This window comes from Roseateles terrae (assembly GCF_014192155.1).
Classification (GTDB): Bacteria; Pseudomonadota; Gammaproteobacteria; order Burkholderiales; family Burkholderiaceae_C; genus Roseateles; species Roseateles terrae.
Genome location: NZ_JACHXO010000001.1, coordinates 114,200 through 129,369 on the forward strand (window position 1 = coordinate 114,200; position 15,170 = coordinate 129,369).

Annotated in this window: 11 protein-coding genes; 4 read left to right on the plus strand and 7 right to left on the minus strand. The window is 67.5% G+C overall.

All coding sequences use genetic code 11. From position 1 onward, the window contains the following. Positions 1-93 precede the first annotated feature (93 nt). Positions 94-300 (plus strand): DUF6496 domain-containing protein, encoded by a 207-nt coding sequence (locus FHS28_RS00525; protein WP_088449773.1) that lies wholly within the window; start codon positions 94-96, stop codon positions 298-300. A gap of 126 nt (positions 301-426) precedes the next feature. Here FHS28_RS00525 and FHS28_RS00530 read toward each other — a convergent pair whose 3' ends face one another. Then, entirely contained in the window at positions 427-1,770 is a 1,344-nt protein-coding gene (locus FHS28_RS00530) for a PQQ-dependent sugar dehydrogenase (protein ID WP_221193647.1), read from the minus strand. A gap of 470 nt (positions 1,771-2,240) precedes the next feature. Between FHS28_RS00530 and FHS28_RS00535 the strand changes: the two genes are divergently transcribed. After that, a complete protein-coding gene (locus FHS28_RS00535; RefSeq protein ID WP_184293926.1) occupies positions 2,241-4,466 on the plus strand; it encodes a TonB-dependent receptor family protein in 2,226 nt (741 codons plus the stop codon). A gap of 42 nt (positions 4,467-4,508) precedes the next feature. Here the strand turns inward: FHS28_RS00535 and FHS28_RS00540 are convergent, their stop codons facing one another. From FHS28_RS00540 to FHS28_RS00565, 6 genes are read right to left on the minus strand one after another with little or no spacing between them, the layout of a single operon-like run. Further along, positions 4,509-6,479 (minus strand): hybrid sensor histidine kinase/response regulator, encoded by a 1,971-nt coding sequence (locus FHS28_RS00540; protein ID WP_088449566.1) that lies wholly within the window; start codon positions 6,477-6,479, stop codon positions 4,509-4,511. Further along, on the minus strand, positions 6,476-7,405 hold the full coding sequence (locus FHS28_RS00545; protein ID WP_088449565.1) for a sensor histidine kinase: 930 nt from the start codon (positions 7,403-7,405) through the stop codon (positions 6,476-6,478). The genes FHS28_RS00540 and FHS28_RS00545 overlap by 4 nt, the downstream gene beginning before the upstream one ends. Beyond that, positions 7,402-8,445 carry a SpoIIE family protein phosphatase gene (locus tag FHS28_RS00550; protein WP_088449564.1) on the minus strand — a complete coding sequence of 348 codons (1,044 nt, stop codon included), beginning with the start codon at positions 8,443-8,445 and terminating at the stop codon, positions 7,402-7,404. The genes FHS28_RS00545 and FHS28_RS00550 overlap by 4 nt, the downstream gene beginning before the upstream one ends. Positions 8,446-8,468: 23 nt before the next feature. Beyond that, complete coding sequence (locus FHS28_RS00555; RefSeq protein WP_246409385.1) at positions 8,469-8,885, minus strand: anti-sigma regulatory factor; 417 nt, start codon at positions 8,883-8,885, stop codon at positions 8,469-8,471. Further along, complete coding sequence (locus tag FHS28_RS00560; protein WP_088449563.1) at positions 8,866-9,249, minus strand: STAS domain-containing protein; 384 nt, start codon at positions 9,247-9,249, stop codon at positions 8,866-8,868. The genes FHS28_RS00555 and FHS28_RS00560 overlap by 20 nt, the downstream gene beginning before the upstream one ends. A gap of 2 nt (positions 9,250-9,251) precedes the next feature. Then, positions 9,252-10,133 carry an STAS domain-containing protein gene (locus FHS28_RS00565; RefSeq protein WP_088449562.1) on the minus strand — a complete coding sequence of 294 codons (882 nt, stop codon included), beginning with the start codon at positions 10,131-10,133 and terminating at the stop codon, positions 9,252-9,254. A 185-nt stretch (positions 10,134-10,318) separates the two neighbouring features. Here FHS28_RS00565 and FHS28_RS00570 point away from each other — a divergent pair, with 185 nt between their 5' ends. Next, on the plus strand, positions 10,319-11,512 hold the full coding sequence (locus FHS28_RS00570; protein ID WP_088449561.1) for an ATP-binding response regulator: 1,194 nt from the start codon (positions 10,319-10,321) through the stop codon (positions 11,510-11,512). Between the two features lie 89 nt (positions 11,513-11,601). After that, positions 11,602-15,168 carry a response regulator gene (locus tag FHS28_RS00575; RefSeq protein WP_088449560.1) on the plus strand — a complete coding sequence of 1,189 codons (3,567 nt, stop codon included), beginning with the start codon at positions 11,602-11,604 and terminating at the stop codon, positions 15,166-15,168. The last annotated feature ends 2 nt before the right edge of the window (positions 15,169-15,170 follow it).

Below are 15,170 nucleotides of genomic sequence, written 5' to 3' on the forward strand. Positions count from 1 at the left end.
GGTGATGGCGACTATGGTGGCACCCGGGTTGCCGATTCCAGGGACACAGCCGCGATGCCTCGCATCGCCCCGCGATCCTCACCGGAGATCACCATGACCTCGAAGTACGGCAAGAAGGCCCAGGAAGAAGTCGCCAAGGCGCTTCACGAAGAGAAGCATCATGAACTCAAGAGCGGTAAAAGCGGCAAGACGGTGACCAGTCGCAAACAGGCCGTTGCGATCGGCCTGGCCAAGGCGCGCAAGGAAGGCGCGAAAGTGCCTTCGAAGGTGCCGTCCAAGCGCAATGCCACTCGGCATTGAGGGGCGACGGTCGCGTACCGCGCTGAAGGCCTCAGAGCGCAAGGCGCAAAAAAAAGGGGCAGCCATCATGGCTGCCCCTTTCCTGTGTGGCGATCTTGTCGCGATACGCCTGGCATCCGCTGACGATCAGCGCGCCTGCACCTTCCAGATCACATTGCCCACGTCATCGGCCACCAGCAGCGCGCCCTGGCGATCCAGCGCCACGCCCACCGGACGACCCTGCGCCTGACCCTTGGCATCAAGGAAGCCGGTCAGCACATCCAGCGGCATGCCACTGGGTTTGGCGCCGACGAAGGGCACGAAGATGACCTTGTAGCCCGCCGGATTCTTGCGGTTCCACGATCCATGCTGGCCGACAAACATGCCGTGCGCATACGCCTGCGACAGCTTGTTGCCATCGCTCGACGCGAGCCCCAGCGAGGCGGTGTGCGCGCCCAGGGCGTAGTCAGGAATGATCGCCTTCTCCACCAGATCCGGGCGCGGCGGCTTCACACGGTCGTCCACGTTCTTGCCGTAGTAGCTGTAGGGCCAGCCGTAGAAGCCGTTCTCCTGCACCGAGGTGATGTAGTCGGGCACGAGATCGTCGCCCAGTTCGTCGCGCTCGTTCACCGCCACCCACAGCGCTTTGCTGGTCGGCTCCCAGGCCAGGCCCACCGGATTGCGCAGGCCGCTGGCAAACACCCGGCTGGCGCCGGTCTTGACATCGATTTCCATGATCGCGGCGCGTTCCTGTTCGGCTTCAATGCCGTTCTCCGCCACATTGCTGTTGGAGCCGATGCCGGCATAGAGCTTGGTGCCGTCGCCGTTGGCAATCAGGCTCTTGGTCCAGTGGTGGTTGATGCGGCCGCCCGGCAGATCGGCCAGCTTCACCGGCTGCCCGGCCAGCTTGGTCTGGCCTTCGGCGTAGGGGAAGCGCACCACGGCGTCGGTGTTGGCGATGTAGAACTGATCCCCTATCAGGGCCATGCCGAAGGGCGAATTCAGGTTCTCGGCAAAGACAAAGCGCTGGTCGGCCACGCCGTCGCCGTTGGTGTCCCGCAGCAGGGTGATGCGGTTGGGGCTCTTGACGGTCGCGCCCGCTTTTTTCTGGAATTGCTTGGTCACCCAGGCCTTCGGTCCCTTGCCATCATCCGGGCGCACCGGGCCGTTGGTTTCGGCCACCAGCACGTCGCCGTTGGGCAGTACGTAAATCCAGCGCGGGTGCACCAGCTTGTCAGCAAAACGGACCACCTTCAGGCCGGCCGCGGCCTGCGGCTGCGCCTGGCCGGACCACCCCACCGCCTTGGCCACATTGACCGTGGGCATCAGCACCGGCTTGTTGGGCTCGGGCAGGGTCGGGTTGGGCCCATAGCCGGGCGGGGTGGTGGGCGGGGCCTCCTGGGCCTGCGCGGTCGAAACACACAGGCTGGCCAGCAACGCCGCGGCCATCACAACGGGACGCAGGGTGGGCGAGGGAATTTTCTTGTGCATGAGAGGCTCCGGTCAACGGAAACAAGGACACACACCGCAGGCCCAGGCGGCGCGCCGAAAGGCGTCCGGACACCAGGGCGGCGGCGACCGGCAGCATGACGGCAAGCAGGGTGCCCAGCGGTCGCGCCCCGGCCGCACCCCGGCCGCACGACTGCGCGGGCGCCCTGTGGCGGAGCAACGGTCCGGCGGTGTCCATCCCCCTCGCCTGAAGTCCACCCTGTGCGGGAAAGCGCCACCGGGCTCGCGGTTTGCCTTCTGGCGGGCCATCCGCGCGACATGGGTCTTACCAGGGGTCTGACCGATCTCTGGGGCTCATTTGACCGATGTCCGGCGCACGGATACTGAGGGGCGCGTCCGGCGGATGACGTGCCAGGTGATGACATAGGCCACGGTGAAGGCCTCGGGAGGATGTACGGATGATTCGAAGCAGGGATGTTTTGCAGCGAGGGCAGGCCCCGCATGCGGTCGCGATGGCCATCTCCACCCTGATGGGCCTGAGCAGCGGCGGGGTATTGGCGCAGACCGCACAGGATGCGCACGCGCAGCCCATGGCGCAGCAGAAAACGCAGATGCCGACACCGTCGGGCACATCAGCGAAAGCCCAGCCCGATGCAGCCCCCCGCCCGGAGCCCTCGGTCCAGGTGGCCGCCGCACTGCCTGTGGTGGTGGTCACCGGCAGCGTCTCCGAGCGCGCTCTGGAGGCGGCCCCCTACGCCGCCTCCGTTGTTGACGCCGAGACCCTCCGCCAGGCCGGCCCGATGGTGAACCTCTCCGAAGCGCTGGCTCGCGTGCCGGGCATCACCGCCAACAACCGCCAGAACTATGCGCAGGACCTGCAGCTGTCCTCCCGCGGCTTCGGTGCAAGGGCGCCGTTTGGCGTGCGCGGGCTGCGCCTGTACACCGATGGCATTCCCGCCACCATGCCGGACGGGCAGGGCCAGGTCTCGCATGTCGACCTGGCGTCCGCCCAGCGGGTGGAAGTCGTTCGCGGCCCCTTCACCGCTCTGTATGGCAACAGCTCCGGCGGTGTGATTGCCGCCTTCACCGCGCCGGTCACCCAGGCGGGCGCCGAGATGTCCCTGGATGCCGGTGCCGACGGATTCCGCCAGGGCCGTCTGAATGTCGGCGCGCCGCTGGGTCGTGGCTGGGAAGGCCAGGCCAGCATCAGCGGCCTGCGTCTGGACGGCTTCCGTCCGCAGAGCGAGGCGCATCGCACACTGGGCACCGGCCGCCTGGCCTGGTCCGGCGAGGCGGACCGGGTGATCCTGCTGCTCAACACTTTCCGCCAGAATGCGCAGGACCCGCTCGGCCTGACGCGGGCGCAATGGCTGGACAACCCGGACCAGACCACGCCCCAGGCCCTCCAGTTCAACACCCGCAAGGAAGCCAGCCAGACTCAGCTGGGCGGCCGCTGGACCCATCGCTTCGACGAGAGTGGTCCGCTGGCCAGCGCCAGTCTGATGGCCTACACCGGCTGGCGCAGCGTGACGCAGTGGCAGTCGATCACCGTCGGCGCCCAATCGGCCGCGGGCAGTGGGGGCGGGGTGGTGGACGTCGACCGCCGTTATGACGGTGTGGACGGACGCCTGGTCTGGCGGGTGGCGGGCGGCTCGCTGGCGACCGGCGTCAACCTGGAGCGCCAACGGGACGACCGCCAGGGTTTCCAGAATTTCATTGGCACGGGGCCTACGCAGCAACTCGGCGTCACCGGCGCCCTGCGCCGCGACGAGGACAACCGCGCCACCACCCGCGAAGCCTATGCGCAGTGGGACGGCGCTCTGACATCGACCCTGGACGGAATGATCGGGGTGCGCGGCGGCGAGGTGCGCATGTCCGCCCAGGACCGCTACCTCAGCAATGGCGACGACTCCGGTGCCCGGCGCTTTCGCTACGCCAATCCCGCGGTGGGCCTGGGCTGGCGTCTGGCGCCCGGGCTGTTGGTGCATGCAGCCGTGGGTCGCGGATTTGAATCCCCCACGCTGAACGAACTCGCGTATCGCGTGGACGGCACCGGCGGCTTCAACACCGACCTGAAAGCGCAGAAGAGCCAGCAGCAGGAAGTGGGCCTGAAGTGGCGCGGCGAGCGGGCCTCGCTGGACGCGACGGTGTTCCACATCGGCACTCGCGACGAAATCGCGGTGCTGACCAACAGCGGCGGTCGCTCCAGCTACCAGAATGTCGGCCGGACCCGGCGCAGCGGGCTGGAGCTGTCCGGCGACTGGCGGCCCGTCTCCCGCTGGAAGGTGGCCGCGACGCTGAGCACGCTGACCGCGCGTTATCGCGACAGCTTCGTCACCTGCACCGGCACGCCCTGTCCCACGCCGACGGTCGCGGTGCCCTCCGGGCGGCGCATTGCCGGCACCAATGGCGGCAGCGCCTTTGCGGAGCTGGCCTGGAAGCCGGAGGTCTGGTCGGGTGGAGAAGCCGCGCTGGAGTGGCGGGGCGTGAAGACAACGGCAGTGAACGACACCAACAGCGAATTCGCCCCCGGATATGGCCTGTGGCATCTGCGACTCAGCCAGGACGGGCAGGCCAGTGTCGGCCGCTGGACCTGGATCGCGCGTGTGGAGAACCTGGCCAACCGCCGTTATGTGGGCAGTGTGATCGTCAACGACGGCAATGGCCGGTTCTATGAGCCGGCGCCTGGGCGCACCTGGTGGCTCGGGCTCAAGCTGGCGACGAGTCTCGGCTCCTGATCCGACGGTCCGCCGGAGCGGCGGGTCGGCAGAACGGCCGGGTCAGCCGTTCTGCGTCAGCTGCTCCATCATTCGCAGCAGCTGTTGCGGTCTCAATGGCTTGCTCAGATGAGCATCGAAGCCGGCCTGCAGGGCTTGCTGCCGATCCACGTCCCGGGTGAAAGCGGTGAGGGCGATGGCCGGCAGCCGCGGCCCCGGCGCTTCCCGATGCCGCAGCTCGCGAATGAGCTCGTAACCGTCCTTGCCGGGCATGCCCACATCGCTGATGAGCAGGTCAAAGCGCTGCCGGGCCAGGGTGGCGAGCGCATCGTCGGCGCTCTGCACCAGCGTCACCCGGATGTCCCGCTCGCCGAGAATCAGCCGCAGCATGGCCCCGGCATCGGCATCGTCGTCCACCAGCAGCACCTGCAGTCCGGTCAGGCCGGGCGCGTAGGTGGTCTCCGGCCCCTCTGCCGGTCCCAGGAGTCCAGCGGCGGTGTCCGGACCCTCCAAGGGCTGTGCGGCGTCGACGCCGGGCAACCAAAAGGCAATGCGAGCCCCCTGGCCGGTGCCATCGCTGTGCACCTCCACCCAGCCACCATGCGCCTCCACCAGACTCTTCACGATCGCCAGGCCCAGGCCGAGCCCCCCGTGATGACGGTTGCTGGAGGCGTCGCTCTGGGTGAAGCGGTCGAAGATGTAGGGCAGGAAGGCCGGGTCGATGCCCTGGCCCTGGTCCTTCACTTCGATCAGCGCACCGCCGTCCTGCGCCCACATCGACACGGTGATGGTGCTGCCCTTGGGGGAGAACTTGGCGGCATTGCCCACCAGGTTCCAGAGGACCTGATGCACCCGGCCGCTGTCGGCCATCAGCAGCAGGTCTTCATCCTGCAGGTCCAGGGCGAGCAGATGGCCCCCGGCCTGCACGCCCGCCTGCACCGCGGCAATGGCGGCGCGCACGATCGCCCCGGCCCCCACCACTTCACGGCTCAGCGGCAACTTGCCCACGTTCAAGCGCGACATGTCCAGAATGTCGGAAATCATCCGCGCCTGGATGTTCACATTCCGCTCGATCGCCTCCAGTCCCTTGGAGAGCAGATCGGGTGGGCTGTGCCGCTGCAGCACATGCGTCCAACCGATGATGGCATTCAGCGGGGTGCGCAGTTCGTGCGAGAGCACCGCGATCAGGTCGTCCTTCAGGCGGCTCAAGCGCTCGGCCTCGCTGCGCGCGGTGCGCTCGCGGTCCAGCATCGCCTGCCGCTGCTCGATCAGGCGCTGCTGCTGCGAGACGTCGATGGCCATCACCATGCCCACGCCGGGCTCCACCGGTGGGGAGGTGGTCCATTCCACCGTCACGACTTCCTCGGAGGGTGTGAGCAGCGCAAACTGGGCCCGATGGCCGCTGGTGTGCAGCAGCTCGAAGAATTGCAGCGCCACCGCCCGGTCGGGTGGGGCCACGAAGTTCAGCAGCGGCTGACCCACCACTTCCGCGCTGGCGCGCTCCAGCAGGGACAGCATCGCCGGATTGGCGTCGCGCACCGTGCCATCGGCTGCATTCACCAGGCAGATGCCACTGGGCGCCTGGGCATAAACGGTGCGGAACTTGACCTCGCTGGCGCGCATCGCGGCTTCGGCCGCCTGGGTGCGCACCAGCGCCTGGATGGTGGAAACCAGCACCGCCGGTTCGACCGGATGGGTCAGGTAGGCATCGGCACCGGCGTCCAGGCCGCGCACCTTGTCCTCATCGGTCAGGTAGGCGGCGGTGAGGTGGATCACCGGCAGCCGGAAGGTGGTGTTGCGGGCACGCAGGCGCCGGCACAGCTCGAAGCCGTCGATGTCAGGCAGGTGGATGTCCAGCACCACGGCGGAGATGTCCCGGTCCGCCACGGCCAGGGCCTGGGCGCCGGTGGCGGCTTCTTCGGTGGGGAAGCCGGCGGCATTGAGCAGACGCACCGTGGTGTAGCGGCCGACCGGGTCGTCATTCACCACCAGCAAGCGGTGCTGGGTGCGATCGATGGACCACGGTTGATTCATGGGCGAGGCCCCTGCTGCGCCGCGCCCGTCTCGGTCCCCATTCCGGTCCCCATCAGCAAGGCTTCACCGGCATTTTGCAGTTGCAGCGGCACCGTCACTGAGAAGACCGAGCCCTTGCCCGCCTCACTTTGCAGGCCCACCGTGCCGCCCAGCAGCTCGGCCAGCCGCTTGCTCAGCGAGAGGCCCAGCCCGGTGCCACGCAGCCGTTTCTGAATCGGTGAATCCAGCTGGATGAAGTCCTGGAAGATGGCGTCGTGGAATTCGGGGGCGATGCCGATGCCGGTGTCGGTGACCGCAAACACCATGGTCTCGCCTTGTTGGACGGCCGACACCCGCACCTCGCCGTGGGTGGTGAACTTCAACGCATTGGAGATGAAGTTGCGCAGGATCTGCGAGAGTTTGCCGTTGTCCGTGAAAAGCTTGCCGGTGCCCACCGGCTCTTCAAACACCAGCTGCACGTCCGGATTCACCAGCACCGGTTTGAACATGCCCCGCAGGGCGGCGAAGAGGTCCACCAGTTCAAACCACGCCGGCGAGATGTCGATCCGGCCGGCTTCCACCTTTGCCAGGTCCAGCAGGTCGTTGACCATGTCGGTAAATTCTTCCGAGGTGGTCCGGATGAACTGAATCTGTTTTTCCTGCTCGGCCGTCAGCGGGCCGTCCACCCGGTCCAGCAGCAACCGGGTCAGGCTGCGGATGGACGCAATGGGTGTGCGGAATTCGTGGCTCATGTAGGCCAGGAAGCGGCTCTTGAGTTCGGTGGCCTGGCGCAGCTGCTGGGCCTGGGTGTCCAGCTCGGCATACAGGGCCAACACGCCGCGATTGGTTTCGTCCAGCTCCGCCTGGAGCTCCTTCAGCTGCTGCCGGGCCTGGCTCAGCGCTTCGCGCAGGGCATGGGGATCATCGAGCGACGGGTCTTCAGTCATTGTGTTTGTGAGGAGGCAGGGCGGCGGGGGACGGCGACCACCACCGTGGCGTCGTCGCGCCCTCGGAGATGATCCCGCAGAATCCATCCGGCAATGACCGCCGGACCGGCCTGCAGGAGGCCCGGCACATCATCGAGCTTCCAACGGGTCTGGATGCCATCTGAATGCAGGACAAGCACCGCATGGGCAGGCCATTCATAGTGCATGTCCTGCAATCGGCGCACCTGCACCCCCAGCGTGCCATGTTGGACCATCAGGCTGCGATCGACCACCCCCGAGATCAGGCGGCCGGACACATTGCCCGCGCCCGACACCGTGAGTGCGGGCGTGGCCAGGTCCAGCCGGACCAGTGTGACGGCCGCCCCGCGTGTCATGCGCATCGGGTCATGTGCACGCTCCAGCACGGCGGCGGGGGAGGCCGCCGGGGCGGGGGTCTGGTGCAGCAGCGCCATCATCCGGTCGGAGGCTTCGGCCGCGTCGGGGCCGTGGCCCAGGCCGTCGGCCACGACCACCAGCCAGTGGTCGTCCAGGTGTCGCACCGTCCAGCCGTCGCCGCTGATGTGTTCACCCGGCGCGGCGAGGTTGACGCCGGCGATGTCAAAGCCGGCCTGAGGAAGCGTCCAGCCGCGCTGGGCGGCGGTGGCGACAGTGGCGGCAGCGCGGACGGCCATCACACAGCCGCGCCCAGGCGCAGAAAACGCCTCGAAGCGGGCCGCCATCCGACGCACCGCTCCGAGCCCGGTGCCGGCCGTTCCGCCGGTGCTGTAGCCGTCCTGCAGGCAGCGGTGCACATCCATGCCGGGACCCTGGTCCAGGGACAGAACCTCCACCTCGCCGTCCACGGCGGCCATCAGCAGGGCGGCCTGCCGGCCGGGGCCGACATGGCGGTGCAGGTTGGTGCCCAGTTCGGTCACGATCAGGGCCAGCCGGCCGCTGGCTTCGGCGTCGAAGCCCAGGCCGCTGGCCAGCTGCAGGGCCGCCCGGCGCGCTTCGCCCACCTGGCTTGCATCCTCGATGGGGAAACGCTGGTGCGGTTGCATCGTTGGTCGTTGGATTGCTTGTCTTACTTCCAGCGGGTGATGGTCACCCGGGTGCCCTGGCCCGGCGCGGTTTCGAGTTCGAAGTCGTTCACCAGCCGTTTGCTGCCGGACAGGCCCATGCCCATGCCGTTGCCGGAGGTCCAGCCGTCCTTGAGCGCCAGGTCGATGTCCGGAATGCCCGGGCCCTGGTCGACGAAGGACAGGCGCAGCCCATGGCGTACGCCCTGCTGCACCAGCTGCCACTGCATGTCGCCGCCACCCCCGTAGATGAGGGTGTTGCGCGACAGCTCGCTGGCCGCGGTGATCATCTTCGTCTGGTCCACCAGGCTGAATTTCAGCTGCTGGGTGAGGCGGCGCACCTGCTGGCGCGCCATGACGATGTCCGCCTCATTGCGGATGGCCATTTCGCCGGTGTCGGCTTCAGTCGAGGTCAACGTCATGGAACTGCTCCTCATCCGATGCCTTGAGCAGCTGCAGGCCGCGTTCCACATTGAGGGCGGTCCGCACGCCGTCCAGCGACAGTCCGAGTTCCACCAGGGTGATGGCCACCGCCGGCTGCATGCCCACCACCACGGTGGTGGCGCCCAGCACCTTGGCAATGCCGGAAATGCTGGCCAGCATGCGGCCGATGAAGGAGTCGACGATCTCCATTGCCGAGATGTCGATCAGCACGCCGGTGGCGGCCGAGGTCTGGATCTTGTTGGCCAGATCGTCCTGGAGGGCGAGGGCGGTCTGATCCTGCAGGTCCACCTGGATGGTGACCAGCAGGGTCCGGCCCATTTGCAGGATGGGGATGCGTTGCATGGTCAGTCCACCCGAACGCTGGCAGCGTCGGCCACGGGGCGGTTGCGGGTGACGACGAAGCCGGTGCGGCGCAACGCCAGCGACAGCGCATCCGCCAGGGTCGCCTTGGTGGTGATGCCTTCCAGGTCAATGCCCAGGTGGACGATCGTCTGGGCGATCTGCGGCCGGATGCCGCTGATGATGCAGTCCGCGCCCATCAGTCGGATGGCGGTGACCGTTTTGATCAGATGCTGGGCGACCAGCGTGTCCACGGTGGGCACGCCGGTGATGTCGATGATGGCCAGCGCCGAGCCGGTCTCGACGATGCGCTCCAGCAGCGCTTCCATCACGATCTGGGTGCGGCCGCTGTCCAGGGTGCCGATCATCGGCACGGCGAGCACGCCTTCCCACAGCTTGACCACCGGGGTGGACAGCTCGAGCAGGTCCTGCTGCTGGCGGGCGATGATGTCTTCGCGGCTGCGCTGGTAGGTGGACACCGTATGCTGGGCCATCGAGTCCAGCAGGGTGCTGACTTCCCAGGTGGCCGCCACCAACAGGTCGGCCTGACCGCTGAAGGAGCGTTGCAGGCCGGCAAACAAGGGCTTCTTGAGGGCCAGCACGAAGCGGCTGGTGTCCGCGGCGGTGGAGCCTTGCGCCGCGCGCGAGGCGGACAGGCGGGCCAGCAGGTCGCGCACGCGGGTCCAGCCGGCGGCTTCCGGTTCACCCATGCCATTGGCGGCGCGCAGCCCGGCCAGCAAGGCGTCCAACAGCTCGGCAGTTTCTCGGGTTTCAGTGTGAAGGTCGCGACCCCCGCCGGTGTTGCGAAGTTCGGCCTGCCATTCGGCCAGCACCTGCTCCTTGTGGTTTGCCAGCAGGTCTTCGACTGCAGCGCTATGTGGATTCATGGATTCCTCGAATGGACAGGGGAGGCTGGGGAAGGCGCCACAATGGACGCATGAGGGCGCGGCGCATGTTAACGCCGCCACGGGTGCACGCAGGGCGCACCGCGACTTCGGGTTTGTCCCGGACAAGGCTGGCACGCCGGTTGCCCTATCGAATCTGGCGGTGGTCTACCGCACAAGACTGACCAATGATGAAGATGCTGATCGACTGGGAGACAGAAGTGGCGCAAGAGCAGAGCCTCGGCACGGCGGGCGGGGCGGCGGAGCCGTCGCCACGGCGGCCGATGAACGTCCTGGTGGTGGACGACAAGCCGCAGAATCTGCTGGCCATGAAAGCCCTGCTGGGAGACGGCCTGGAGCCGGACCTGCAGGTGCTGACCGCCGACTCGGGGCCGGCGGCGCTGGAGTTGCTGCTGGAGCATGAGGTGATGCTGGCCCTGCTGGATGTTCAGATGCCAGGCATGGACGGATTCACGCTGGCGGAACTGATGCGGGGCACGGAGCGTACCCGGCATGTGCCGATCATCTTCCTGACGGCCGGCGCCCGGGAGGCCCAGCGCAGCTTCAAAGGCTACGAGGCCGGCGCGGTGGACTTCATCTACAAACCGGTCGACGCCCATGTGATGCGCAGCAAGGTCGCCGTGTTTGCCGACCTGCATCGGCAGCGGCAGCTGCTGGCGGAACGGATCGAGGCGCAGGAGCGTCTGGCGCGGGTCAATGCGCTGATGCTCAGTGCGCTCTCCCATGACATTCGTGGTCCGCTCTCGGTGATGATGCTCAATGCCGAACTGCTGATCCGTCAGGCGGACCAGCCGGTGCTGCAGAAAGCCGGTGCCCGCATGAAGGCGGCCGCGACCCTGCTGGGCCGTCAGGTGGATCACCTGGGGAGCCTGGCGCAGCGTCCGTGCGAATTGCTGGATGTGCATCCGCGCCGCGGCGACCTTGCGGCGCTGACGGCCCAGCGCCTGGACCTCGAAAGCAATCAGGCGGTGCTGTGGGCGCCACCGGCGTTCGACCGCATCGGCGACACCACCGGCGATTTTGATCCCGAGGCACTGGCTCGCGCCATCGACCAGCTGCTGATGCAGGCGGCCACCCATGCCGGGGATGCCGCCATTCGCATCCAGGTGGACGGCAGCGCCCACCGCTCGCTGATGCTGCGCATCAGCTTCGATACGGTGCTGTCGCCCGAAGCGTCCATCCATCTGTTTGGCGGGCACGAACCGGTGTCCGGCATGGCCTCGCCCCATGTGGGGCCGGGCCTGGAAGAGCCGGAACGGGTGGCCCGCGCGCATGGCGGTTCGCTGATCGGCGGCTCCCGCCAGCGTCAAGGCACGCTGCTGGAATTGCTGCTGCCACGTCACCAGGCGGACCGTCCCTGACCCTACCCGCATTGACTTTCTGACTCACCCGCAGGGCTGCACCGGATAGGATGCAGCCCCCTCCAGGCTGAACGGTTCCCCTGACACTCATGCCGCACTCTTCCACGTCGCCGCTCCAGGAATTCGCCCACCACCGGATCCGATGGCTGCCCGCTCCGACGATGCTGGGCTTTGCCCTGGCCATCCTGACGATCTTCATGACGGCATTCATGTCATGGCGCTCGCAGCAGGAGCAGTCCGCCACGGCCGATGCAATGGCCCGCACGCTGGCCGTGCAGGAGCAGATCCAGGCGCTGGGCTCCGCGATCAAGGATGCCGAAACCGGCCAGCGGGGCTACCTGCTGACCGGCACCGACACCTATCTGCTGCCGTTCAATACCGCCCAGGTGGTGCTGCCGCTGGCGGTGCAGCGGCTGAAGGTCAACTGGGCGGACAACACGCCGCAGCTGGCACGCCTGGATACGGTGGAGATGCTCTACAAGACCAAGCTCGCCGAGATGGAAGAGACCATCGCGATGCGACGCCAGGGCGATCGCGTCGAAGCGGTGACCACCGTGCAGGGCGACCGTGGCCGCATTCTGATGGACCGGATCCGCACCTTGCTCGGTGAGATGGAGCGGGAAGAACGTGAACGCGCCGCCAACCGCCGGGAGACCTGGGACGCTGCCGTGGTGCAGACGCAGGCGATGCTGTGGGGCGGCTCCGCACTGCTGCTGGTGCTGGTGCTGGTGTCGATGGTGCTGACCATCCGCAGCTACCGCGCAGCCAAGATCGAGGAATGGCTCAAGGCGGGCCAGGCCGCGCTGGGCGCGGAGCTGCAAGGGGATCCGCACACCGAGCGGCTGGGCGAGATCGTCGTGAGCTTCCTGGCGCGCTACACCCGTGCGCAGGTCGGCGCGTTCTACGTGGCCAAGGAAGGCGGCGAGTTCGAACGGGTGGCTGGCTACGCGCTGCCCACCGGCGAGGCAGCCCCGGCGCAACTGCGCAGCGGCGACAGCCTGCTCGGCCAGGCCGCCCGCGACCGTCACCCCGTTCATCTCAAGCGTTTGCCCAAGGACTACTTCAATGTGGCCTCGGCTTTGGGTCGCGCCAGCGCTCGCGAACTGCTCATCGGCCCGGCGGGCCTGGACGGTGGCATCCAATGCGCGGTCGAGCTGGGCTATCTGCATGAGGTCGGGCAGCCGGAGCGGGAACTGCTGGCCCGCGTGGCCGAATCCATCGCCATGGCGCTGCGCGCAGCCAAGGACCGCAGCCGTCTGGAATCGCTGCTGGAAGAAAGTCGTCGCCAGTCGGAAGAGCTGCAGGCCCAGCAGGAAGAACTGCGCGCCAGCAACGAAGAACTGGAGGAGCAGGGCCGTGCGCTGCGGGAATCGCAGCTGCGGCTGGAGCATCAGCAGACCGAGCTGGAACAGAGCAATGCCCAGCTGGAAGAGCAGGCCAAGCAGCTGGAGATGCAGCGCTCCGACCTGGAAAGCGCGCAGGGCTTGCTCACCGAGCGGGCCGATGCGCTGGAGCGTTCCAATCAGTACAAGAGCGAGTTCCTGGCCAACATGAGCCACGAACTGCGCACCCCGCTGAACTCCACCCTGATCCTGGCGAAGCTGCTGGCCGACAACAAGGACGGCAACCTGACCCAGGAGCAGGTGCGGTTCGCGGAGACCATCACCTCGGCGGGCAACGACCTGCTCGCGCTGATCAACGACATTCTGGACCTGTCCAAGATCGAAGCCGGCAAGGTGGATGTGCAGATCGAGCGGGTGCCGGTCCACCGGATGCTGCAGCATCTGACGCAAACCTTCTCGCCGATCGCCGCCCAGCGCAATCTGGCCTTCGGTCTCCACCTGCAGCCCGGAGCGCCCGAGTGGCTGGAAACGGACGAAAGCCGCATCAGCCAGGTGCTCAAGAACCTGCTGTCCAACGCCTTGAAGTTCACCGAGAAGGGCTCGGTGCGGATGGAGGTGGGCGGCACGGCGGACGGCCGCCTCGTGTTTGCGGTGAAGGACACCGGCATCGGCATCGCGCCCGAACATCAGGAACAGATTTTCGAAGCCTTCCGCCAGGCCGACGGCAGCACCCACCGCAAGTACGGCGGCACCGGGCTGGGGCTGTCGATCTCGCGCGATCTGGCGCGCCTGCTGGGCGGTGACATCTATCTGGAAAGCAGCCCGGGCCTGGGCAGCACCTTCAGCCTGGTCCTGCCGCAGCATCATGTGGCGCCGGCCGAGGATGACCGGCCGCGTCCGCTGACGCCGGCGCAGGCGCCGGCCCCCGCCCGGATGCCGATGGGGGCGCCGCCGGCGATGGTGCCGGCCGCCACGTCCGTGGCCACGGGGACCATGCCTGCGGTGGGCGGCGGCGGCGATGGGGAGGTGCCCAGCCGTCCGGCCCCTGCGAGCCATGAAGCCCGACTGCCGCAACTGGACGACGACCGTCTGCGCTGGGTGCCGGGCGCGCGTTCCATCCTGGTGATCGAGGACGACGAGCGTTTCGCCGCCATCCTGCGGGACCTGATCCGCGAGATGAATTTCCTCTGCCTGCTCGCGCATACCGCAGAGAACGGCCTGGCCGTGGCCCAGCGCTATGCGCCGAGCGCCATCCTGCTGGACATGAACCTGCCCGACCATTCGGGCCTGGGCGTGCTGGACCGCCTCAAGCGCGATCCGCTGACCCGCCACATCCCCGTGCATGTGGCCTCGGTGGAAGACTACAGCCACGAAGCGCTGGAACGCGGGGCCATCGGCTACGCGCTCAAGCCGGTCAAGCGGGACGAACTCGAGAGCGCCCTGCAGCGTCTGGAAGCCAAGTTCTCGCAGCGCATGCGCCGGGTGCTGGTGGTGGAAGACGATGCCCGTCAGCTGGACAGCATCCGTCATCTGCTGGCGGCGGACGATGTGCAGATCCAGGGCGTGTCCACTGCGGCCGAGGCGCTGGAGGCCTTGCGCAACACCACCTTCGACTGCATGGTGATGGACCTGCATCTGCCGGACATGAGCGGCTTCGACCTGCTGGACCAGATGGCCCTGCAGGACGAGGTCGCCTTCCCGCCGGTGATCGTCTATACCGGCCACAACCTCTCGCCGGTGCAGGAGACGCAGCTGCGCCGGTATTCCCGCTCGATCATCATCAAGGGCGCCCGCTCGCCGGAGCGGCTGCTCGATGAAGTGACGCTGTTCCTGCACCAGGTGGAAGCGCAGCTGCCGCCGGAGCGTCAGCGCATGCTCAAGGAAGTGCGGGCCCGCGACAACATGCTGGAAGGCCGCCGCGTGCTGGTGGTGGAAGACGACGTGCGCAATATCTTTGCGCTGTCGGCGGTGCTGGAGCCCAAGGGGGTGAAGGTGGAAATCGCCCGCAACGGCCGCGAAGCACTGGAACGGCTGGCGCAGTCGGCCGGACCCACGCCGGGCGAGGGCGGCAACAAGCCGCCGATCGATCTGGTGTTGATGGACATCATGATGCCGGAAATGGACGGCTTCACCGCCATGCGCGCGATCCGCGAGCGGCCGGACTGGCGTCGCCTGCCGATCATCGCCCTGACCGCCAAGGCGATGAAGGACGACCAGGAGAAGTGCATGGCCGCCGGCGCGAATGACTACATTGCCAAGCCGCTGGATGTGGAGAAGCTGCTCTCGCTGATCCGCGTCTGGATGCCGCGCTGATG